This window comes from Acidovorax sp. 1608163, assembly GCF_003669015.1.
Classification (GTDB): domain Bacteria; phylum Pseudomonadota; class Gammaproteobacteria; order Burkholderiales; family Burkholderiaceae_C; genus Acidovorax.
On record NZ_CP033069.1, the window covers coordinates 3,464,127 to 3,486,123 of the forward strand.

At 64.5% G+C, this 21,997-nt stretch carries 16 protein-coding genes, 1 tRNA gene and 4 pseudogenes; 11 read left to right on the forward strand and 10 right to left on the reverse strand.

Features of this window, described 5'->3' with window-relative positions; translation table 11 throughout:
* Window positions 1–10 precede the first annotated feature (10 nt).
* On the reverse strand, window positions 11–1,747 hold the full coding sequence (locus EAG14_RS15330) for an ABC transporter permease subunit (protein WP_121729407.1): 1,737 nt from the start codon (window positions 1,745–1,747) through the stop codon (window positions 11–13).
* A gap of 282 nt (window positions 1,748–2,029) precedes the next feature.
* On the opposite strand from EAG14_RS15330, the gene EAG14_RS15335 reads away from it, so the two are divergent.
* From EAG14_RS15335 to EAG14_RS15360, 6 genes and pseudogenes are all read left to right on the forward strand, one after another.
* On the forward strand, window positions 2,030–3,046 hold the full coding sequence (locus EAG14_RS15335; RefSeq protein ID WP_121729408.1) for a LacI family DNA-binding transcriptional regulator: 1,017 nt from the start codon (window positions 2,030–2,032) through the stop codon (window positions 3,044–3,046).
* A 61-nt stretch (window positions 3,047–3,107) separates the two neighbouring features.
* Window positions 3,108–4,112, forward strand: coding sequence for an ABC transporter substrate-binding protein (locus EAG14_RS15340; protein ID WP_240457064.1), 1,005 nt, complete (start codon window positions 3,108–3,110; stop codon window positions 4,110–4,112).
* A gap of 51 nt (window positions 4,113–4,163) precedes the next feature.
* Window positions 4,164–4,978: pseudogene (locus EAG14_RS15345) on the forward strand (ABC transporter permease).
* A complete protein-coding gene (locus tag EAG14_RS15350) occupies window positions 4,978–5,793 on the forward strand; it encodes an ABC transporter permease (protein WP_121729410.1) in 816 nt (271 codons plus the stop codon). Before EAG14_RS15345 ends, EAG14_RS15350 begins: the two are co-directional and overlap by 1 nt.
* The gene (locus tag EAG14_RS15355; RefSeq protein WP_121729411.1) at window positions 5,783–6,868 is read left to right on the forward strand and encodes an ABC transporter ATP-binding protein; all 1,086 of its coding nucleotides are present in this window, start codon (window positions 5,783–5,785) and stop codon (window positions 6,866–6,868) included. Before EAG14_RS15350 ends, EAG14_RS15355 begins: the two co-directional genes overlap by 11 nt.
* Window positions 6,865–7,712 (forward strand): annotated as a pseudogene (locus EAG14_RS15360) (phosphodiesterase). Before EAG14_RS15355 ends, EAG14_RS15360 begins: the two are co-directional and overlap by 4 nt.
* Window positions 7,713–7,805: 93 nt before the next feature.
* Here the strand turns inward: EAG14_RS15360 and EAG14_RS15365 are convergent.
* The 3 genes and pseudogenes from EAG14_RS15365 to EAG14_RS15380 all read right to left on the reverse strand — a co-directional run bounded on the left by EAG14_RS15365 (window position 7,806) and on the right by EAG14_RS15380 (window position 9,889).
* Window positions 7,806–7,895 (reverse strand) — tRNA-Ser (locus EAG14_RS15365).
* Between the two features lie 42 nt (window positions 7,896–7,937).
* Window positions 7,938–8,328 (reverse strand): annotated as a pseudogene (locus tag EAG14_RS15370) (aminoacyl--tRNA ligase-related protein); the annotation flags it as partial.
* A gap of 250 nt (window positions 8,329–8,578) precedes the next feature.
* Entirely contained in the window at window positions 8,579–9,889 is a 1,311-nt protein-coding gene (locus EAG14_RS15380) for an IPTL-CTERM sorting domain-containing protein (RefSeq protein ID WP_205603410.1), read from the reverse strand.
* A gap of 628 nt (window positions 9,890–10,517) precedes the next feature.
* Between EAG14_RS15380 and EAG14_RS15385 the strand changes: the two are divergent.
* A pseudogene (locus tag EAG14_RS15385) lies at window positions 10,518–11,655 on the forward strand (IS3 family transposase).
* A 382-nt stretch (window positions 11,656–12,037) separates the two neighbouring features.
* On the opposite strand, the gene EAG14_RS15390 reads toward EAG14_RS15385, so the two are convergent.
* The 3 genes from EAG14_RS15390 to EAG14_RS15400 form a co-directional block, all read right to left on the reverse strand.
* On the reverse strand, window positions 12,038–12,550 hold the full coding sequence (locus EAG14_RS15390; RefSeq protein WP_099658385.1) for a DUF1993 family protein: 513 nt from the start codon (window positions 12,548–12,550) through the stop codon (window positions 12,038–12,040).
* 175 nt (window positions 12,551–12,725) lie between these two features.
* The gene (gene serS / locus EAG14_RS15395) at window positions 12,726–14,048 is read right to left on the reverse strand and encodes a serine--tRNA ligase (RefSeq protein ID WP_121729413.1); all 1,323 of its coding nucleotides are present in this window, start codon (window positions 14,046–14,048) and stop codon (window positions 12,726–12,728) included.
* A gap of 33 nt (window positions 14,049–14,081) precedes the next feature.
* A complete protein-coding gene (locus EAG14_RS15400) occupies window positions 14,082–15,023 on the reverse strand; it encodes a threonine/serine dehydratase (protein ID WP_121729414.1) in 942 nt (313 codons plus the stop codon).
* A 193-nt stretch (window positions 15,024–15,216) separates the two neighbouring features.
* On the opposite strand from EAG14_RS15400, the gene EAG14_RS15405 reads away from it, so the two are divergent.
* On the forward strand, window positions 15,217–15,915 hold the full coding sequence (locus tag EAG14_RS15405) for an HPP family protein (protein WP_121729415.1): 699 nt from the start codon (window positions 15,217–15,219) through the stop codon (window positions 15,913–15,915).
* Window positions 15,916–15,982: 67 nt separating this feature from the next.
* Here EAG14_RS15405 and ispH read toward each other — a convergent pair whose 3' ends face one another.
* Entirely contained in the window at window positions 15,983–16,978 is a 996-nt protein-coding gene (gene ispH, locus EAG14_RS15410) for a 4-hydroxy-3-methylbut-2-enyl diphosphate reductase (protein WP_099740414.1), read from the reverse strand.
* Window positions 16,978–17,442 (reverse strand): peptidylprolyl isomerase, encoded by a 465-nt coding sequence (locus EAG14_RS15415; RefSeq protein WP_121729416.1) that lies wholly within the window; start codon window positions 17,440–17,442, stop codon window positions 16,978–16,980. Before EAG14_RS15415 ends, ispH begins: the two co-directional genes overlap by 1 nt.
* 110 nt (window positions 17,443–17,552) lie before the next feature.
* On the opposite strand from EAG14_RS15415, the gene radC reads away from it, so the two are divergent.
* Window positions 17,553–18,266: a DNA repair protein RadC gene (gene radC / locus EAG14_RS15420; RefSeq protein WP_121729417.1), complete on the forward strand. Its 714-nt coding sequence runs from the start codon at window positions 17,553–17,555 to the stop codon at window positions 18,264–18,266.
* A gap of 344 nt (window positions 18,267–18,610) precedes the next feature.
* The gene (locus tag EAG14_RS15425; protein ID WP_371414425.1) at window positions 18,611–19,228 is read left to right on the forward strand and encodes a Smr/MutS family protein; all 618 of its coding nucleotides are present in this window, start codon (window positions 18,611–18,613) and stop codon (window positions 19,226–19,228) included.
* Window positions 19,229–19,390: 162 nt separating this feature from the next.
* Here EAG14_RS15425 and EAG14_RS15430 read toward each other — a convergent pair whose 3' ends face one another.
* Complete coding sequence (locus EAG14_RS15430; RefSeq protein WP_240457066.1) at window positions 19,391–21,385, reverse strand: bifunctional 2',3'-cyclic-nucleotide 2'-phosphodiesterase/3'-nucleotidase; 1,995 nt, start codon at window positions 21,383–21,385, stop codon at window positions 19,391–19,393.
* 267 nt (window positions 21,386–21,652) lie between these two features.
* Here EAG14_RS15430 and EAG14_RS15435 point away from each other — a divergent pair, with 267 nt between their 5' ends.
* Window positions 21,653–21,979 (forward strand): I78 family peptidase inhibitor, encoded by a 327-nt coding sequence (locus tag EAG14_RS15435; RefSeq protein WP_099658377.1) that lies wholly within the window; start codon window positions 21,653–21,655, stop codon window positions 21,977–21,979.
* Window positions 21,980–21,997 lie beyond the last annotated feature (18 nt).

A 21,997-nucleotide genomic window follows, 5' to 3' on the forward strand; every position in this document is an offset into this window, starting at 1 on the left:
CCCTGGGGCGTCAGAAATGCATGCGGTCTTCCGCCAAGCGGTAGAGCCTTCGCCACAGGAAGTGGTTCAGTCCCATGACGAACACCACCATGGCGCCAATGCCCAGCGCGATGCGAGGAAAGTCGCCGCTGGCCGTCATCTGGGCGATGTAGCTGCCCAGGCCTTGGGCCTGCAAGGTGGTGTCACCCCAGGTCACATATTCGGCCACGATGCTGGCGTTCCATGAGCCACCACTGGCGGTGATGGCCCCTGTCACAAAGCTGGGAAATACGGCGGGCAAGAGGTAACGCTTCCAGCGCAGCCAGCCCTTGAGGCCCAGGTTTTGCGCGGCCAGGCGCAGTTCGTTCGGAATGCTGGAGGCCCCGGCAATCACGTTAAAGAGGATGTACCACTGCGTCCCCAGGATCATGAGTGGCGAGAGCCATATGTCGGGGTCCAATTTCCAGTGCACCATCAGCATCACGGCAATCGGAAAGAACAGATTGGCAGGAAACGCTGCCAGAAACTGCGCCACCGCCTGCAAACGCCCAGACCAGCGCGGGCTCATGCCCACCCACACCCCAATAGGCACCCACACCAGCGCCGCCAGCGCAATCAGCACCAGCACGCGGACCAGCGTGTAGCCACCCAGGACGAAGACATGTGCCACCTCAGTCCAGCCCACCTCGGTGTGCACAAACTGCACCAACCGCGCCACGGCAAACAGCACACAAGCCGCCAACAACGCATCCCACACCCGCTCGGCCCTGGTAGAGACTGCGCGTGGTCTCGCGCGGATCGAGGTGCCGTCGTAGCTGCGCCGAAACCAGCCCAAGGTGCGGCCCAACAACCGTTGCCCGCCCCCCGCCAGGCTCTGCACGGCATGTGCGCGGCGCAGCCAGCTCAACAGCCAGGAGCGCGGTGCGGCATCGGCGCCGCTTTCTTCGAAACGAAACTTGTCGGCCCACGCCACCAGTGGCCTGAACAGCAACTGGTCATACAGCAAGATGGCCACCAGCATGCAGCCAATGGCCCAGCCGATGGCACCCAGATCGCGGGCCTCAATGGCCAGCGCAATGTAGGAGCCCACACCAGGCAGCTTGATGTCCTGGTGCGAAACGGAAATGGCCTCGGAGGCGACCACAAAGAACCAGCCCCCGGACATTGACATCATCATGTTCCACAGCAGTCCTGGCATGGCGAAGGGCAACTCCAGGCGCCAAAACCGCTGCCAGCCCGACAACTGGAACACGCGCGCTGCTTCCTGCAGTTCTGCAGGCACCGTGCGCAGCGACTGGTACAGACTGAACGCCATGTTCCAGGCCTGTGAAGTGAATATCGCAAAGATGGCTGCACACTCCACCCCCAGCAAGCTGCCGGGAAACAAGGCAATGAACCCTGTCACGGTAATGGACAGGAAGCCCAGGATGGGAATGGACTGCAATATGTCCAGCAATGGCACCAGCACGCGCTCGGCCCAGCGGTATTTGGCCGCCAGCACGGCAAACACGGCGCTGAAAATCAGTGCCGCCCCCATGGCGATGAACATGCGCAGCGTGGTGCGCAGCAGGTAGTAGGGCAGTTGCCAGGGATCGAGCGACAGCGGCAGCGTGTCGCCCATTTGAAAGGGCTTGGCCATCTGCGCCGCACCATAGGCCAGCACCACCACGACGGCGAGCACCAAGGGCAACAAGGCCCAGTCCCAGCGATTGGGCGACGCCTCCACTATCTGGCGGGGAAGAAACTCACGGCGTCGGGGCTGAGTCATGGGAAGGCCAACAGCAAGCCTTGGCCACACCGAGGGATTCGACTGTGCGCCGGGCACCGGATGGTACGCGTTTTCACGCGGTTCATGGGGGTCGGCGGCGCTACCGCTACGGAGTCCGTGCATCGCATGGTGCCACCCGCCTGAGCCGACTTGATCCGTCCATCCGACAAAACGGCTCGCACTTAAAAAACGCTCGCTACGGGAGACATGTCACACCCAGGTCACACCCATGTCACACAAGCGCGGCCCAATGTAATCGATTACATCAGGCCCAGGAGCTGCGTGAATATCCAGGATGTTGCCCAGGCTGCGGGCGTTTCGGTCGCTACGGTCTCGCGGGTTTTCAACCTGCCGGACAAGGTCACACCCGCCACGCGTGCGCATGTGGCACAGGTGGCCCGCACCCTGGGCTACCAGCCCAATGCCAGCGCCCGCACGCTGCGCACGCAGCGCAGCCGCGTCGTGGGCGTGGTGCTGCCCACCCTCACCAACCCGGTCTTTGCCGAATGCCTTGAAGGCATTGCCCGCGCTGCGGCTGCGGCGGGCTACGCCATCTTGCCCTTCACCACCGACTACCGGCTGGACCAGGAAGAGCGGGCGGCGTCCCTGCTCATCGCGGGCAATGTGGACGGGATGATCCTGACCGTGTCCAACCCCGGCACCTCTCTGGCGCTGCGCCGCTTGGCAGACACGGGCCTGCCCTATGTGCTGGTCTACAACCGGCATGCCGAGCACCCCTGCGTGTCGGTGGACGGCGAGCAGGCCGTGGCCGAACTGGTGGCGCGCCTTGCGGGCCTGGGCCACCGGCGCATCGCCATGGTGACGGGCCAACTCCACGCCTCAGACCGCGCGCAGCAACGCTGCCGGGGCTTTCAGCGCGGCATGGCGCAAGCAGGGCTGGGCGATGGCACCAGTGCCACGGTGCTGGAGGTGCCCTTTGTGGACACGGCCATCCAGTCCATCTGCGGCCTGCTGCAAGCCCGCGAACGCCCCACCGCACTGGTGTGCTCCAACGACCTGCTGGCCATCCGCGCGCTGCGCAGCGCCCATTTGGCGGGCCTGTCGGTGCCGCGCGATGTGAGCGTGGTGGGCTTCGACGGCATTGCGCTGGGCGAAGACCTGGCGCCGCAGCTGAGCACCGTGGCCCAACCCAATGCCGACCTGGGCCACGCCAGTGTGGAGCTGCTGGTGCAAGCCATGGCCAACCAGGCGCTGCTGCCTGCCCAGGCCAGCTTGACGCTGCCGCATGCCTGGCGTGCGGGCGAATCGTGCGGCCAGGCACCCAAAGGCTCTGCCTGACAACCGAGATTTCTCATTCACCTTTTTTCCCTCAACCCACGGAGCTTCTTCCATGCGTTCCATGCTGCCTTCCCTCTTGCGCACCACAGCGCTGGCCATTGGCCTCACCGCCTCCACCCTGGCCATGGCCCAGACGGCCATTTGCTACAACTGCCCGCCCGAATGGGCCGACTGGGGCAGCCAGATCAAGGCCATCAAGGCCAAGACGGGCGTCACCGTGCCGCCTGACAACAAGAACTCGGGCCAGTCGCTGGCGCAGCTGGTGGCCGAGAAGGCCCGCCCCGTGGCCGACGTGACCTACCTCGGCGTCACCTTCGCCATCCAGGCGCAAAAGGACGGCGTGGTGGGCAGCTACAAGCCCGCCGCCTGGGCCGATATCCCTGACGGTCTCAAGGACCCCAACGGCCAGTGGTTCACCATCCACTCAGGCACCCTCGGCTTCATGGTCAATGTCGATGCGCTCAAGGGCAAGCCGGTGCCCACATCGTGGGCCGATTTGCTCAAGCCTGACTACAAGGGCCTGATCGGCTACCTGGACCCCGCCTCGGCCTTCGTGGGCTATGTGGGCGCCGTGGCCGTAAACCAGGCGCGCGGCGGCACTCTGGACAACTTTGCCCCGGGCATCGACTACTTCAAGGCACTGCAAAAGAACGAGCCCATCGTGCCCAAGCAGACCTCGTATGCCCGCGTGCTGTCGGGCGAGATCGCCATCTTGCTGGACTACGACTTCAACGCCTACCGCGCCAAGTACAAGGACCAGGCCAATGTGCAGTTTGTGATCCCTGCCGAAGGCACGGTGGTGGTGCCCTATGTGATGAGCCTGGTGGCCAACGCCCCGCACGAGGTCGATGGCAAGAAGGTGCTGGACTTTGTGCTGTCGGACGAAGGCCAGGCCATCTGGGCCAATGCCTACCTGCGCCCGGTGCGTGCAGCGGCCATGCCCAAGGAGGTGCAGGCCCGCTTCCTGCCCGCCAGCGAATACGCCCGCGCCAAGACGGTGGACTACCAAAAAATGGCCACCGTGCAAAAGGCGTTCTCTGAGCGCTATCTGAAGGACGTGCAGTAAGCCGCTGCGGCCACTGCCTTCAGCGACCTCCTCTTGCAATCTGCCATCGCCATGCGCTCCGGCTTTGCTCCTTCCCGCACGCTGCTGCTGGCCTGCGCCGCACCGGCGGCGGCCTTCTTTGCCGCGTTCTGGCTGCTGCCGGTGGCGCGGCTGCTGGCGCTGCCCGCCCACCAAGGCTGGGCCACGTACTTTGCCGTGCTCAGCCATGGCCGCTATCTGCAAAGCCTGCTGCAAACGCTGGGCCTGTCCATCGTGGTCACCCTGGCCACGCTGGTGCTGGGGCCCTGGTGGGCATCACGCTGGCACGCCAGCGGTTTGCGGGGCGCAGGCTGCTGTTGTCGCTGCTCACGCTGCCGCTGTCGTTCCCGGGGGTGATCGTGGGGTTCTTCATGATCTTGCTGGGCGGGCGCCAGGGCGTAGTGGCGGACCTGTCTGCACACCTGGGCGGCGAGCGAATCACCTTTGCCTACGGGCTTGCGGGCTTGTTCCTGGCGTACCTGTACTTCTCGCTGCCCCGCGCCATCACCACCTACACCGCGGCCGCCGAGGCCATAGACGCGCAGCTGGAAGAGGCCGCGCGCTCTCTGGGCGCATCGCGCTGGCGTGTGGCGCGCGACGTGTGGATGCCCGAGCTGGCCCCCACCACGCTGGCCTGCGGTGCCATCGTGTTCGCCACAGCCATGGGGGCGTTTGGCACAGCCTTCACGCTGGCCAGCAAATTTGAGGTGCTGCCCATCACCATTTACAACGAATTCACCAACTACGCCAACTTTGCCCTGGCGGCCAGCCTGTCGATTGCGCTGGGGCTCATCACCTGGTTGGTGCTGTGGCTGGCGCGCCGCGTGGGCGGCAAGGAGGCGTTTTGATGTCTACCCCACCCAACGCCTACAAAGCCCGCCAGGCCCCCTGGCTGCTCATCGCGCTCACCACGCTGGTGGCTATTTTCATGCTGGCGCCCATCGCCTTGTCGGTGATGACGGGGCTGGTGGTCAACTACAGCAAGGGCCTCGCCAGCGGGCTCACCACACGCTGGCTCGCCGAGGTGTGGGAGCTCTACGGCGGCACGGTGGGTGCATCGCTGTGGCTTGCGCTGCTGTGCGTGGCAGGCAATTTGCTGCTGGGCGTGCCCTGTGCCTACGCTCTGGCACGCAGTCCATCGCGCGCGGCGCGGTGGTTTGAAGAGCTGCTCACCCTGCCCGTGGCGGTGCCGGGCCTGGCCAGCGCGCTGGCGCTCATCCTGGTCTATGGCCAGCTTGCGGGCTTTCGCCAAAGCTTCGCCTTCATTCTGGTGGGCCACATGGTGTTCACGCTGCCCTTCATGGTGCGCACCGTGGGCGCGGCGTTTCGCAAGGGGGAGCTGCGCGCGCTTGAAGAGGCTGCACGCTCGCTGGGGGCCAGCTTTGCACAGCGCTTTTTGGGCGTGCTGGTGCCCGCCGTGCTGCCCGCTATCGTGGCAGGCAGCCTGATGGTGTTCACGCTGTCGGTGGGCGAATTCAACCTTACGTGGATGCTGCACACGCCGCTCACCCGCACTCTGCCCGTGGGCCTGGCAGACAGCTATGCCTCCATGCGCATCGAAATCGGATCGGCCTACACGCTGGTCTTCCTCATCGTCATCCTGCCCGTGCTCTGGGGCCTTCAGGCCATCGGCGCCCTCATCGAAAAACACCATGGAACTTGAACGCACGCGCGTGGACATCGTCCAGTGCGCCAAAACCTATGCCGACGGCACACGCGGCCTGCAGCCCACCGACCTGGTGGTGGAGCCCGGCGAAGTGCTCGCGCTGCTCGGCCCCTCGGGCTGCGGCAAGACCACGCTGCTGCGCCTGATTGCGGGGCTGGAAGCCCCCGATGCGGGCAGCCGCATCGCCTTTGGCGGCAACGATGTGACGCAGTTGCCCATTGAGCAGCGCGGCGTGGGCATGGTGTTCCAGCACTACGCGCTGTTTCCGCAGATGAGCGTGGAGGCCAACATTGGCTACGGCCTCAAGATCCGCGGAGTGGCCGAAGACGAGCGCAGCCGCACGGTGGGCGAGCTGGTCGACCTGGTGCGCCTGAATGGCCTGGAGAAAAAACGCCCCGCCGAACTATCGGGCGGCCAACGCCAGCGCGTGGCCCTGGCCCGCGCCGTGGCCGTGCGCCCGCGTGTGCTGCTGCTGGACGAACCGCTCACCGCGCTCGATGCCAAACTCAAGGAATCGCTGCGCGACGAGCTGGCCGAGCTGCTGCGCCGCCTGCACATCACCGCCATCCACGTCACGCATGACCAGCAAGAAGCCCTGGCCATTGCCGACCGCCTGGCCGTGATGCGTGCGGGCCGCATCGTGCAAGTGGGCGATGGCGAGACGCTGTACCGCACCCCGGCGCACCCGTTTGTGGCGGCCTTTTTGGGCAAGGTGAATCGCCTTGAACGCAACGCCGCCGCCCGCGACCGCCAAGTGCTGCCCCTGGGCGGCATCGACCTGCCCTGCACTGCATCCTGCCAAGGCCTGGACACCTTGCTAGCGCGCCCTGAAGACCTGGAAGTGGCCCTGGACACCACAGGCGACGCATTCACCATGGCCTGGGGCCGTGCCGAGGTGGTTCAGCGCAGCTTTCTGGGCGACCGCGTACAGCTCAGCCTGCGCGTGGCCGACCAAAGCGCCCTGCTGCACGCCGATGTGGCCCGCGACCACCCTGCACGCACGGGCGACACCGTCGGCATCCGCATCCACCCAGAACGCCTCATGCCCTTGGCCGAGGAATCCACGCAATGACCACCACCTTGCTGCTGCAACTGTCCGATCTGCACATCCGCGAGCCAGGCCGCCTGGCCTATGGCCGCATCAACACGGCACCGTACCTGCAGCAGGCGGTGCAGAGCATCACCCGCCTGCCCCAGCGCCCCGATGCCGTGGTCATCACCGGCGACCTGACCGACTTTGGCCGCGCAGCCGAGTACGACCACTTGCGCGCCCTGCTGGCCCCGCTGGGGTCCATGCCCATCTACCTGCTGCCGGGCAACCACGACGACCGCAGCCAACTGCGCGCCAGCTTTCCAGAACACGCCCATTACCTGGGCAACCACCTCGGTCACGACGGGTTTGTGCAATACAGCGTGCCCGTGGGTGACCTGCAATTGATTGCGCTGGACACCGTGGTGCCCAGGGCCAGCACCGGCAGCCTGTGCGCCCAACGCCTTGCGTGGCTGGAGGCCGAGCTGGAACGCCAGAGCCACCGCCCCGTGGTCATCGCCATGCACCACCCACCGTTTCAAACACTGATCGGCCACATGGACCACATTGGCCTGCTCGAAGGCGCCCAGGCGCTAGAGGCCATCGTGGCCCGCCACCCCAACGTCGAACGCGTCATCTGCGGCCACCTGCACCGCAGCATCCAGGTGCGCTTTGGCGGCACCATCGCATCCACCGTGCCCGCCCCGCGCACCAGGTCAGCCTGGACCTGTCGCCGCAAGCGCCATCCACCTGGATGCTGGAGCCCCCAGGCTTCGCCATCCACGCCCTGCCACACGGGTCGCGCATGGTGTCTCATCTGGCAGCCAGTGGGTCATTTGAAGGGCCGTTCCCCTTCCATGAGCCGGATGGGCAGCTTATCGATTGATAGGGTGGGGTTTTGATTCAACACCCCAGAGCGGGGTGGAAGTGTGGGCAGAAACAAAAAAGCACCCCGAGGGGTGCTTGTCTGTTTGCCTATTGGCGGAGAGGGTGGGATTCGAACCCACGGTAGTGTTGCCACTACGCCTGATTTCGAGTCAGGTACATTCGACCACTCTGCCACCTCTCCAATGTGTCGAAGCCTACGATTATAGCAAGATTTTCTGTGCTTCAGCACAGCGGTGCTGCCCAAATAGGAACGCAGCGCTTCGGGCACCGTCACACACTGCCGTCGGCCTGCTGATAGTTCTCCAGCACAGCCACCAGGGTGCGGCCCACGGCCAGGCCCGAGCCGTTCAGGGTGTGCAGCAGCTCGTTCTTGCCTTGGGCGTTCTTGAAGCGGGCTTGCAGGCGGCGGGCCTGGAAGGCTTCGCAGTTGCTCACCGAGCTGATCTCGCGGTAAGTGTTTTGCGCGGGCAGCCACACTTCCAGGTCGTAGGTCTTGGCGGCGCCAAAGCCCATATCGCCCGTGCACAGGCTCATCACGCGGTAAGGCAGGCCCAGCTTTTGCAGCACGGCTTCGGCGTGCCGGGGGTCATGTCTTCCAGCGCTTCGTAGCTCTTACCAGTCCCGGGCTTTGACACAAACCCAGACCCAACAAGCACTTGATGCTCAGGCAGAGCTGAATGGCAGCATCGAAGAATGTCAGTTGGCATCCACGCGTACTGGCGGTAGGGCGCACCACCGAATGCCCTTGTCAGCCAAACCGTCCGTGACCTGCGAACCTTGGGTCAGAAGTTATAGGCAGCCCAGTCGTCGTCTTGTACTTACCCCTTGGCCACTACCCTGCAGGTGCCTGCGCCTCTTGAGCCCTCATTGCGGCGGCAGAACCTGTTTGACCCGCTGCGAGGAAGAGATTGCAACGGATGCACCCAAGGCAAGCAACAGCGAAAGAATAATCATGCCCCACTCCGACAACGTGGGAATATTCTCAACGCTCGCAGCACCGGGCACACCAATGCCGCCCGGATCGCTGATGCTGCCGTTCGGCACGCCATCACTGTCCCCTGCGCCACCGTCGGTCAGCGTAAAGGTCACGCTGTTGGCGCCAAGCGTTGCAGGGTAACTTGCGTAGCTGCCATTTTGATATTTGTAGAAGGTGGCTCCGCTGGGCAGATTCTGCGAATAGGTCACCGTAACCGTTGCCGTACCACCAGTCGCACAGCCGGTGAGCGTAAAACCAAGCAGACCATAAGGAAAGCTGGCAGGCCCTCCAGCCGGTGCGGGCATGAAGGTCGGGCTGCTGATGCTAGAACAACCGACCACACTTAGCGAGGAGGTCACGCCTGCAGTGGTGGTCGGAATGCTCGCCTGATTCGCAACCGGCACCACCGTCACGCTGATCGTGCGCGTCGCTGTGCTGGTGCCATCGCTGACCTGCACTGTAAAGCTGTCAGTGCCAGCGTAGCCAGCCGTGGGGGCGTAGGTGATCACACCGCCAGGGGTAATGTCGGCGCTGCCGCTGCCGGCAGTAGCGCTGCTGAAGCTCAGCGTACCGTGCAAAGGCGCAGTGTTTTGCGACCAAGTGAGGGTTTGGCCGGAATTACTGTCGCTGGCGTGCAGCAGACTCTTGATGTCCGTGGCGCTGGCGTTTTGCAACACACTCAGGGTGGTGGTGGCACCAACAAAACTGGGAGCGGTGTTGGCAACCAACGTCACCGTGTTGTCGGTGCTCGTCGATGCAGGGTTAGTTTGATCAACGACGTTGCTTGGAATCGATGCGACCACGGTGCCATTGCCTGTCATGCCAGTGACCGCGATGTTGAATGTCGTCGGTCCACCAGTAACAGTAGCAACCAAGGTCCCGCCCACGGTGCTTCCAGCGAAGCTGACGTCTGTTCCCGTGAAACCGGTCACTCCTTGGTCAAAGACCGCCGTGAAGTTGATCGGTGACGCACCCGCCGGGTCTGCCTGACCAGAGGCCTGATTGATCGTGACGCTTGTTGGTACGAAAGACAGGCCACCGTCGGTCGTGCCCGACAGGGTAAGCACATTGCCCAGAACGGTTCCTGTACCGTTGACAAGTCCCTCCGGAACAATGCCGAGCTTGGCCGTGCCGGTCTGCTGGATACCCAGAAGCATCCGCACATCAATGCTGGCACCATTTGCCAGGGGCGTCCCCAACGTGACCGTCCCCACAGACATCGTGCTATTGAATCCCCCCCATTGGGTTGACTGGGAGGCTGCTCCAAGCTCGTTCCCTGGACGGTGACATTGCTGGTGCCACTGCCACAAGGTGTGCGATCCACGGTCACGACAACCGCCGTCGATGTGCGCGGGCGATAGTCAGCGAAACCAGACGGTGCGGGGAAGGTCGTGAGATCGACAACCCGGAAGCGCAGCCGTGTGATGTTGGCACCTGTGTTGTTTGTGAATGTCAGCCGCACGTCCGAAGTGCCGAAGGTCGAATTGTTGGCTGGGTCGCTGGTGAAGTCACGCACATAGTTCGGGGCGCTCAACTGCGCGGCACAACTGTCAAGCGATGACGGGGCGACGCTCAAGCCGCCGTGTATCGGGCTGCTCATGTTCTGTGGGCCCGGTGCGCCAAGCCGTTGGCCTGCGCCAGCTGAGGTGCCGTTGGTATCGACGAAGATGAAATCCGCCGCGTTGTTGTTTGTGTCTTTCGGCGTTGAGATGGTGCATGCCCCCATCGCGGTGATGGAGCCGCTCTTTCCACACTCATCGCGGTAAATGGACTTCACCCGGTTCAATAGACACCTATCAAGGTCGAAATTGAACTGGAGAGTGAGAAATGAAGAGAGTGCGATACCCGGCTGAGTTCAAGGCAGAAGCCGTCAAACAGGTGACCGAGCGTGGTCATGGGGTAGTGGATGTAGCCAAGCGATTGGGCATGTCGGACAAAAGCCTGTACCTGTGGGTGCGGCTTGCCAAAGAGCAATCGAGCGCAGGGGGGCAGAGACAAGCCAGCTCAAGGCCGAGGTATCCCGGCTCAAAGCGGAGCTCAAAAGGGCCAATGAGGAGCGCGACATCCTAAAAAAGGCCGCAACGTACTTTGCCAAGCTGTCCGGGTGAAGTACGCATTCATGGCCGAACATAAAGGCCAGTTCCGGCTCAGCAGCATGTGCCGCGTTCTGCGCGTACAGCGCAGTGGCTATTACGCTTGGAAGGCCAATCCAAAGTCCAAACGCGCCTTAGCCGACGATGTCTTGCTGGCAAGCATTCGGCAATCCTTTGACGACAGCCACGGGATTTATGGAAGCCCACGCATCCTGCGGGACTTGCGAGAGGACGGTATGGCGTGCGGTCAAAAACGTGTAGCACGCCTGATGCGCCAGGCCCAACTGCGCTCAGTGCGTGGTTACAAGCGGCCACGCTACCGAGTCGGTCTTCCTGCGACTGCCGCACCGAACCGGTTGCAACGTGAGTTCACGGTCACGCTACCGAACCAAGTGTGGGTCACCGACATTACCTATATCCGAACCCATGAGGGCTGGTTGTACCTAACGGCCGTAATTGACCTGTACTCGCGCATGGTGGTCGGCTGGGCGATGAACTCCAGCATGGCTACAGAGTTGGTGTTGGATGCGCTCACGATGGCAGTGTGGCGCAGGCGCCCAACGGGTCCAGTGATGATCCATTCCGACCAAGGAAGTCAGTTTGGCAGTGACGACTTCGCCCGCTGGTGCAAGGACAACCAATTGGTGCCAAGCATGAGCCGACGTGGAAACTGTTGGGACAACGCGGTAGCAGAGTCCTTCTTCAGCAGCTTGAAGAAGGAGAGAATCAAACGCCATATCTATGCCACCAGGCAAGACGCCAAGTCAGATGTGTTTGACTACATCGAAGGTTTTTACAATCGAATCCGTCGGCACAGTCACCTAGACCAACTGAGTCCGCTGGCATTCGAACAACTTCGAAACGGAAGTTGAAATATGTCTACGAAACCGGGTGAAGTCCATGGCACGCCTTGGCGCCATAGGCCCCATCGCCACCCACGCTGGCAATCGATTCACCCGCTCAATAGAGAAGAAAAGTAGTGGCGGCGCTACCGCCCACACGCGCTCTCCGAAAGTAGGCGAAACGATAGATAGAAATACAAAACGGGCACTTGGGCCCGTTTGACATGAATACTTGCAGGGGAATTTGAGCCCACGGTAGTACTGCCACCAAGCCTGACTTCGAGTCAGGCACATTCGACCACTCTACCGACTCTCGCTTGAGCCAACGCTGCCAATTTAGCAAGTGTTCAAAGCAGCACGTGCCTGTTCTTGTCTTGTATACCCAAGACTCCGCACTTGACACTCTGTCCGCTCAAACCTTGCCCATGTAGTCGCGCTTGCCCAGTTCCACCCCGTTGTGGCGCGCCAGCGCATAGGCGGTGGTGACATGGAAGAAGAATTGCGGCAGGCCGTAGTGCAGCAAGTAGGCTTGGCCCACAAACTGCTTTTCACGCGGAGTGCCGGGCTGCAGGGTGATCTGGCGGGTGGCGGCTTCGGCGAAGTTCTCGGCGGGCAGGCCTTCGATGAATGCCAGCACCGCATCGATGCGTTCATTCAGCTCTGCAAAGCCAGGGCGCTCGCCGTCAGGAAACGATGGCACTTCAACGCCGGCCAGCCGGGCGCAGACGCCCTTGGCGAAGTCGCAGGCAATCAGCACTTGGCGGGCCATGGGAAACATGTCGGGGTAGAGCCGGGCTTGCAGCAGGGCATCGGGCTCGATCTTGCGGGCGGTGGCGTGGGCCTCTGTCTTGGCAAGCACGTCCTTCAGGGCGCCCAGCATCTGGCGAAACACGGGGATGCTGGAGGTGTGCATGGGGTAGGTCATGGAAATCGGTCCTGGTAGGTGGGTGTGATCGCGACGCTGTGGCGTGGCGCCCGCAGCGGCAACGGATTGCACCACAACGCCCAGGATGCTGCTGGCGGCGCCACCCTAATACCTACCGGGCATGAAAAACGGGCCCGAAGGCCCGTTGTGCAAAGAGCGCAGCAGAGGTTCCGACTTAAGCCTGCGGTGCAAGCTCCGACACTCCGCCCATGTAGGGGCGCAGAACAGCCGGAACCTCGACGGTTCCGTCCGCACGCTGATAGTTTTCCAGCACGGCCACCAGGGTGCGGCCCACGGCCAAGCCCGAGCCGTTCAGGGTGTGCAGCAGCTCGTTCTTGCCTTGGGCGTTCTTGAAGCGGGCTTGCAGGCGGCGGGCCTGGAAGGCTTCGCAGTTGCTCACCGAGCTGATTTCGCGGTAAGTGTTTTGCGCGGGCAGCCACACTTCCAGGTCGTAGGTCTTGGCGGCGCCAAAGCCCATGTCGCCGGTGCACAGGCTCATCACACGGTAAGGCAGGCCCAGCTTTTGCAGCACGGCTTCGGCGTGGCGGGTCATTTCTTCCAGCGCTTCGTAGCTCTTTTCAGGGTGCACGATCTGCACCATCTCGACCTTGTCGAACTGGTGCTGGCGGATCATGCCGCGCGTGTCACGGCCGTAGCTGCCCGCTTCAGAGCGGAAGCACGGGGTGTGGGCCGTGAGCTTGATCGGCAGCTGGTCTTCGGCCACCACCACGTCGCGCACAAAGTTGGTCAGTGGCACTTCGCTAGTGGGGATGAGGTACAGCGCCGCGTTGTCGGGCACGGGCTCGCCGTCTTGGCCGCCCTTTTTGGCAGCGAAGAGATCGCCTTCGAACTTGGGCAACTGGCCCGTTCCTTTGAGCGAATCGGCATTCACGGCATAGGGCACGTAGCACTCGGTGTAGCCGTGCTCCTGGGTCTGCACGTCCAGCATGAATTGGCTGAGCGCGCGGTGCAGGCGGGCGATGGTGCCCTTCATAACCGTGAAGCGCGAGCCCGAGAGCTTGACGCCCATGTCAAAGTCCAGGCCCAGCGGGGTGCCCACGTCCACGTGGTCTTTGACCTCAAAAGCGAAGGTGGCGGGGGTGCCCCAGCGGCGCACTTCCACATTGCCAGCCTCGTCACTGCCCACAGGCACGGATTCGTGCGGCAAATTGGGTACGGCCACCAGCATGGCCAGCAGCTCGGCCTGGATCTGTTCCAGGCGGGCGGCAGATTGCTCCAGCTCGACCTTGCCTGCAGCCACTTGGGCCTTGATGGCCTCGGCACCGTCCTTGTCGCCACGGCTCATCAGCATGCCCACCTGCTTGGACAGCTGGTTGCGCTGGGCTTGCAGCTCTTCCGTGCGGGTCTGCAGCGTCTTGCGCTCGGATTCCAGTGCCTGGAACGCTTCCACGTTCAGGAAGGCCTGGGGCTTTTTGCGGGTTTCCAGACGCGCGATCGCGGTATCGAGGTCTTTGCGGAGAAGAAGAATGTCAAGCATGTGAGGATTTTAAAGGGGCGCTCGGCACTGGGCTCAGGCCAGCGTTGTCGGATCGAAATTGGCACCACACAGGATCAGGCCCACGGTCTCCTGCGGCTGCGGCTTATAGACGCCGGTTTGCAGCGCTGCCAGGCCCAGCGCGGCAGCGGGTTCCACGGCCAGTTTCAGTTCTTTCCACAGCCACAACTGGGCGGCGCGGATGGCGTCATCGGGCAGCAGCAAGGCATCGTGCACATGGCGCTGGCTCACTTCCCAGCCAATGGCGCCGATGCGCTTGGCCCCCAGGGAATCGGCGGCCACGCCGCCCACCGCCACATCCACCGGCTGGCCCGCCGCCCGCGCAGCGTGCAGCGTGGGCGCGCGCTCGGGCTCCAAGGCCACCACATGCGCGCGACTCTCGACCCATGCGGCCACACCGCCGATGAGGCCACCGCCGCCCACGCTGACCAGCACCGTGTCGGGGAGGCGGCCCGCTTGTTCTTCCAGCTCCAGCGCCAGGGTACCTGCACCGGCCACCACCTCGGGCTGGTCGTAGGCATGGGCCTGCAATGCGCCGGTGGCCTGTTGGCGCGCCACGCAGGCGTCAAACGCTTCGGAATAGGCTGCGCCGGTGACCACCACCTCGGCCCCCAGGGCGCGCAGGCGGGCGCGTTTGGCTTCGGGCGAGACCTCTGGCACGAAGACTTCGCAGCGCACACCCAGGGCCTGGGCTGCCGCCGCCACGGCAATGCCGGCATTACCGCCGGAGGCAATGACCACGCCGCTGCTGGGCACCGGGTTGGCGAGCAGGCGGTACAGCATGCCCCGGGCCTTGAAGCTGCCGCCCACCTGCAGGTGCTCCAGCTTGAGCCAGACTTCTGCACAGTCCACCCCCAGCGTCTGCCCGGGCAGGCGCAGCAGCGGCGTGGTCCGCAAGAAGTGGGGCTGCAAGGCCAGGCGCTGGCGGGCGGCAGAGATGGCGGCGCGGTCGATCATTCAGAGGGCTCCGATGGGAAAGGGGCTTGCAGTGTAGGGTGCAACGGCCTTACTGCCCCTCCGCAGCAGGACTCAATGGCCTGGCCCCGGATGCCGATACCATCCGCTAAAGGCCGATTGCGCACAGAGTGGGAGATTCGTTTGTCAACAAGCCCCTATTCGGTGCGCCAGCGCAGCCCCACAGGAGGTGGTGATGTTTTTTGTATTCGGCCCATCGGGCCAGATCTACCGAGGGGGGCCTGAAAACCTGGCCCAGATTGCCGCAGTGCGGCGGGTGGAGCGCCCCCAGGCGCTGCGCACGCGGGGCATGGACATTCCCCCAGACGCAGCCGCGGCCCCTGCTCCGCAGGATGCAAAGCATGCGCCCGCAGTCAACCTGCGTCTGCAGGATGCGGTGGCCGCCTATGTCCAGACGGGCAAGGGGCCCCAGCGCCGGCGCGAGCCCCTGACGCTGGTGCGCGATGTGATGAGCCACGGGGCCTTGAGTGTGGAGCCCGGCACGCGGGTGAACGACGCCTGGCAAACCCTGGCCGAACACAAGGTGGCGCAAGCCCCGGTGGTGGACGAGCGGGGCCGCGTGGTGGGGCTGCTGCTGCGCGCCGACATGGCCCCACTGGATTTGCTGCCCGAACCCGGGGCGGTGCAGCAGGCCATTGCCTTGGCGCGCCGCCCGGTGTCTGAAGTGATGATCAGCCCCGTGACCACGGTGGCGGCCGACACCGCCCTGCGCCGCGTGGCCAGCGTGCTGCTGACCACTGGCTTGCCCGGTTTGCCGGTGACCGACGAGGCGGGCGTGCTAGCGGGGTTCATCTCGCGCACCGACATCTTGCGCGCCGTGGCGGCAGACCCGCCGCTGGATTTGTGGAGTGGACCTGCACCCCACCAACCTTGAAGCAGAAAGTGCCTCTAGCGCTTTATCAGAAAGCGCTAGCAGCTACCAAATAGATAGCAAAAATCCCTCAATGCGCAGCCGGCCCCGTCTCCGGCATGCGCTGGGTAATCTCCAGCCCCGTGGCGGCGTCGATCTTGAGACCCTTGGGCAGCGGGAACTTGATGGTTTCTTCGATGCCCGACATGCTGCGCACCGACACCGCGCCCAGCGCCTTGATGCGGTCTATGACTTGTTGCACCAGGATTTCTGGTGCCGATGCCCCCGCCGTCAGGCCCACCCGGGCGGCGCCTGCAAACCATTCTGTGCGCAGCTCTTCGGCGCTGTCGACCATGTAGGCCTGGGTGCCCAGGCGCGCCGCCAGCTCGCGCAGGCGGTTGCTGTTGGAGCTGGTGGGGCTGCCCACCACAATCACCACGTCCACCTGCGGGCTCAGCACCTTCACGGCATCCTGGCGGTTTTGCGTGGCGTAGCAGATGTCTTGCTGCTTGGGCTCGCGCACGCTCGGAAAGCGCGCACGCACCGCCGCTGTGATCTCGGCAGCGTCGTCCACGCTCAGCGTGGTCTGCGTCACCACGGCCAGCTTGGCGGTTTGCGCAGGCTGCACGCGGGCCACGTCTTCCACGTCTTCCACCAGGTGGATGCCGTGGTCCAGCTGGCCCATGGTGCCTTCGACCTCGGGGTGACCCTTGTGGCCGATCATGATGAATTCGTAGCCCTCTTTGGCGAGCTTGGCCACCTCGACGTGTACCTTGGTCACCAGAGGGCAGGTGGCGTCAAAAATGCTGAAGCCGCGCTGCTCGGCCTCTTGCTGCACCGCGCGGCTCACGCCGTGGGCACTGAAGACCAGCGTGGAGCCGGGCGGCACGTCGGCCAGCTCTTCGATGAAGATCGCGCCCTTGGCCTTGAGGTCGTTGACCACATAGGTGTTGTGCACGATTTCGTGGCGCACATAGATGGGGGCGCCAAACTTCTGGATGGCGCGCTCGACGATCTCGATGGCCCGGTCCACGCCCGCGCAAAAGCCGCGCGGCTCGGCCAGCAATACCTCCTGGGGGCTGATCATTACAAAACCCCGATCAACTGCACTTCAAACGTGACCGGCTGGCCCGCCAGCGGGTGGTTGAAGTCAAACAGCACCGCGCCGTCTTCACGCACCTGCTGCACGGCACCGGCGTAGCTGCCCAGGCCGTCAGGCGTGGGGAACTGCACCACATCGCCCACGTTGTATTTTTCGTCCGGGTCGCCCAGCTCATTGAGCAGCTTGCGCGCGACCCATTGCTGCATGTCGGCGTTGCGCTCGCCAAAGGCCTCGCCCGCAGGCAGCTCAAACGTGGTGCGCGTGCCCTCCGGCAGGCCCAGCAGGCGCTGCTCCATGGCGGGCGACAGCTCGCCCGTGCCCAGCGACAAAGTGGCGGGCTTGTCGGCAAACGTGTTGATCACATCGCCCGCCGGGCCAGCCAGGCGGTAGTGCAAAGTGAGAAAGGAGCCCGGCTGGACGGTGGGCAAAGCAGCAGCGGTTGTGGTCATGGCAGTCTCGATAAACTCCTGCGATTGTAGAAAACCGGGCAAACCCCTACTTTGCCACCCGCCCCGCCCGCCCTTCAGCCCCTCCCCCGCCTCTTCGACACACCCGCGCCATGGCCCTCAAAGACCTGCCCACCGACGCCCAGCCGCGCGAAAAACTGCTGGCCCGTGGCCCCGCCGCGCTGGCCGATGCCGAGCTGCTGGCCATCTTGCTGCGCACCGGCATCGTGGGCAAAGGCGTGCTGCAAATGGCGCAAGAGCTGCTGGAGCCGCCCGGCGTGGACCCGGACACTGGGTGCGTCACCGGCGGCTTTGGCGGCATTGCCGGGCTGCTGCACACCAGCGCGGCCGATTTGGAGCGCATCAAAGGCCTGGGCCCCGCCAAGCGCGCCGAGCTGGTCGCAGTGCTCGAACTCGCGCGCCGGGCCCTGGCCCAGCAACTGCGTGAGCGCGAAGTGTTCGACTCGCCCAACGCCGTCAAGCACTACCTGCAACTGCACCTGGCCGCCAAGGGACACGAGGTGTTTGCCGTGCTGTTTCTGGACGCGCAAAACCGCCTGCTGGCGCTGGAGGAGCTGTTTCGCGGCACGCTCACGCAGACCAGCGTCTACCCCCGCGAAGTGGTGCTGCGCGCCCTGCACCACCAGGCCGCCGCCGTGGTGCTGGCCCACAACCACCCCAGCGGCAGCGTGCAGCCCAGCCGCGCCGACGAGGCGCTGACGCAAACCCTCAAGACCACGTTGGCCCTGGTCGATGTGCGCGTGCTCGACCACGTCATCGTGGCGCCGGGCCAGGCCTTGTCGATGGCAGAACAAGGGCTGGTGTGACCCAGCCCACCCCGCCACGGCAGCCGCCCGCAGCCCCCACGGCGCCAGAGCTTGGTGGCGCCCTGGCCGCTGCTTTGACACGCGCGGCGCAGCCCGCCGGCCCTGCCAAAGAACCCATAGAGCCAGCCGTGAAGACACCTGCGCCCCCCTCGCGTGCAGCGCGCCGGGCGGCCGCCGCAGCCCGCAAGGCGGCGCTGCAAGCCTGGCGCCAAACATCGCCACGCGCACAGGTGCCTAACACCCCAGGCGCGCAAGGCGCGGCACAGCCCACCAAGACCCGGCGCACGCCCACCGCCCCACGCCGCGCCAGCGTGCGCCTGCACGACTTGCACGACCTGGCCACCGTGGCCCGGCAACTGCGCGAGGAGCAGCAACGCGCCGAAGCCGAGGCCCAGACCCGCCGCGAAGCCGCAGCCCGGCAGGCGGCCGAGCGCACCCTGTTCAGCCGAGCCGTGGGGCCCATCACGCCCCTGCCCCAGCCCAACCTGGCGCGGCTGGAGCAGCAACTGCCCCCGCCCCTGCCGGTGCAGCACTGGCTGGACGAAGAGCGGGTGCTGATGGAATCCATCAGCGATGACTTTGACGTGAGCACCCTGCTCGACACCGATGACCAGCTGAGTTTTCGCCGCACGGGCATCGGGGTGGAGATCACCCGCCGCCTGCGATCGGGCCACTGGAGCATTCAGCGCCAGCTGGACCTGCACGGCCTGCGCGTAGACGAGGCCCGCGAGGCCCTGGGCGACTTCATCCGCCACGCCCACAAACTGGGCGTGCGCTGCGTGCGCGTGGTGCACGGCAAGGGCCTGGGTTCGCCCGGCAAAAGCCCGGTGCTCAAAGGGCGCGTGCAGGGCTGGCTGGTGCAAAAGAAGGAAGTGCTGGCCTTTGTGCAGGCCCGCCCCATGGACGGCGGCGCCGGGGCGCTGCTGGTGCTGCTGCAGCCTGCGGGCGGGCGCAGCGCCTGAGGCCCTGAATCTTTGATAAAAACAGGCTCTAGCGCTTTATCCACAAGCGCTAGCAGCTATATCTTTAATAGCAAAAAAGGAACCACCCCGTAGATGCCTACGGAGTGGCTCCAATCCGATACCTCAGCAGCCGCCCGCCCATCAGGCGGACGGCCCACAGGCTTACTTGGACAAATCCACGGCGTACTTGGAAGTGCCCTTGCCACTGCCATCGTCCGCTGCCACCAGGCTCACATTGGCCAGGCCCGCAGCCTGCGCCACGGCCAGCCCGTTGGCGCCCGAGCTGAACACCACCGGCCCGGCCACGGTGGCCTTGGCAAAGCGCCAGCTCTTGGCAGCGCCGTTGGCGGTTCGCGTCACGGCGGGGTTCTTGCGGATGTACTCGATCACCACGTCGCGGTTGGCATCGGGCGAAGCCCAGATGGTGCCCGAGCCGTCGAGCTTGTCGATGAAGCTCTTGCCGCTGGTGGCGCGGTAGTTGTTGGTGGCGATCACGAACTCCTGTGCGGGGTCCATGGCCTTGCCCAGGTAGGTCAGGTTCTTGATGCGGCCGCCCTTGGCCTGTGTCACGTCGATGTCGTACTGCACGTCGGCTGTGGTGAACATGTCGAAGTTGTAGCCAGGGAAGGTGCTGATGAGCGCCTGCTCGGTGGTCTTGACGGGGTCGATCTGGTTGAAGCGCTGGGCAGCGGCTTCCAGCCAGTTCTTGATGTCGGCGCCGTTCACCTTCACCGCGTACACGGTGTTGGGGTACAGGTACAGGTCGGCCGCATTGTTGATGGCCAGCGGGCCCACTGCCACGTCGGTGTAGTCCGCCCCGCCCTGGAAGCCGCTCTTGAACGGCGCGCTGACCGACAGCACCGGCAGCGCTGCGTACTGCGGCAAGTTGGCCTTGATGTAGGCGGCCACATAGGCCTGCTGGGCCTGGTTCACGATCTGGATCGCGCCGGGGTCGCCCACATCGGCAAACAGCGTGCTCATGCGGAAGTCGGTCTGGCCGATGGGTGTCTTCACGTACTTGATCGCGGCCTGGTGCTGGGTCTCGATCAGCGGGGCGATGGTCGCATCCGCATCCACATAGACCGTGGCGCCTGCGGCATTCTTGCTCTGGATGTTGCGCAGCTCACTCTTGCTGGCAGTCTTGTTGATCACCCATTTGCTGCCATCCCATTGCAGCGCCAGTTGCACCACGCCCAGGGCCTTGCCCCAGGAGCTGGCCATCACCGCGGGCACGCCGTTGATGGTGCCCGCCTTGTGGTCCACGCCGGGCAGGTTGAAGCTGGGGGTGGCTGCCGTGTCGGGGAACACGCCGTGCTGGTGACCCATCACCATCGCGTCAATGCCCGCCACCTTCGACAGGTGCAGGCCGGGGTTCTCCATGGTGGGCGAGTAGGCCGCGCTATCGAGCCCGCCGTGCAGCAGCGCCACGACGATGTCGGCGCCCTTGGCGCGCAGTTCGGGCACGTACTTGGTGGCCGACTCGACGGCGCCTTCGGTGTAGACCTTGCCTTCGAGGTAGCGCTTGTCCCAGTTCATGATGCCGGGGGTCGTGAAGCCGATCACGCCGATCTTGATGGGCAGCCTCACCTCTTGACCGTCGGTGCCCTTGGCCACCAGCGTGCGCTCCAGCAGTGTGTAGGGCTGCACCAGCGGCTTCTTGGTCTTGCTGCTGTACACGTTGGCCAGCACGGCGGGGTAGCCCGCGCCTGCGCATTTCTTGGTGGCGTCCACACCGTCCACATCCAGCCCTCCGCCCAGCACCTGATTCAAAAAGGGCAGGCCATAGTTGAACTCGTGGTTGCCCAACGTGCCCGCGTCAAAGCCCAGTGCGCCCATGGCCTTGTACATCGACAGCTGCTGCGTGCAGGGGATGGGGCTGATGGTGGCCTCGTAGTCGGCCAGCGCGGTGCCCTGGATGGTGTCGCCGTTGTCCACCAGCAAGGTGTTGGAAAACTCTTTGCGCGCAGCGCGCACCAGCGTGGCGGTGCGCTCAAAGCCGTAGCTTTTGTCTTCAGCGAGCTTGAAGTAGTCGTAGCTGCGCACGTTGAAGTGCAGGTCGGTCGTCTCCAGCACCGCCAGGGTGGCTGTGGCACCGGCGTTGGACGGGCCGCCATCGCTGCCACCGCAGGCAGTGAGCAGGGCCGTGGATGCGGCCATGGCCACCACGCCCAGCGTGGCGGTGCGGCGCGACAAGTGCCCAGGGTGCCCGGGCTGGGCGGGTTGAGCAGAGCGGAACACAAAGGTCTTTATCGACATGGGGAACCCAGGAAGAAACAAAACCACGAGTGTGTAAAGACAGTTTGACAGCGCTGTGACGGACCTTGCCCCCAAGCCAGCCAGCGCAAGTCCCGTTACGCGCCGACACCGCACCCCGGCCCAACTGCGCTATGGTGTGGTTCATTTTTCGGCACTAGGAGTATTGGTATGAGACACACCCTCTGGATGGTGGCCTGCAGCACCGTGGCCGCTGGTTTGATGGCAGGCTGCGCAGGCCACGGCGCAGGCGCCAACCCCGCCCCGACCGCACCCGGCGCCCCACCCGTGGGCGGGCAATGCAATGCAGCGCCAGCGCAGTCGTTTGTGGGCAAGGACAGCACTGCCAGCGTGGTCGAAGCGGCACGCGTGCAATCCGGCGCCCACATGGCGCGGGTGCTGCGGCCCGGCCAGATGATCACCAAGGAATACAACGAGCAGCGCCTGAACCTGCTGGTGGACGACAGCGGCCGCATCACCGCCGTGCGCTGCGGCTAAGGCTGACGACGGGCGCAC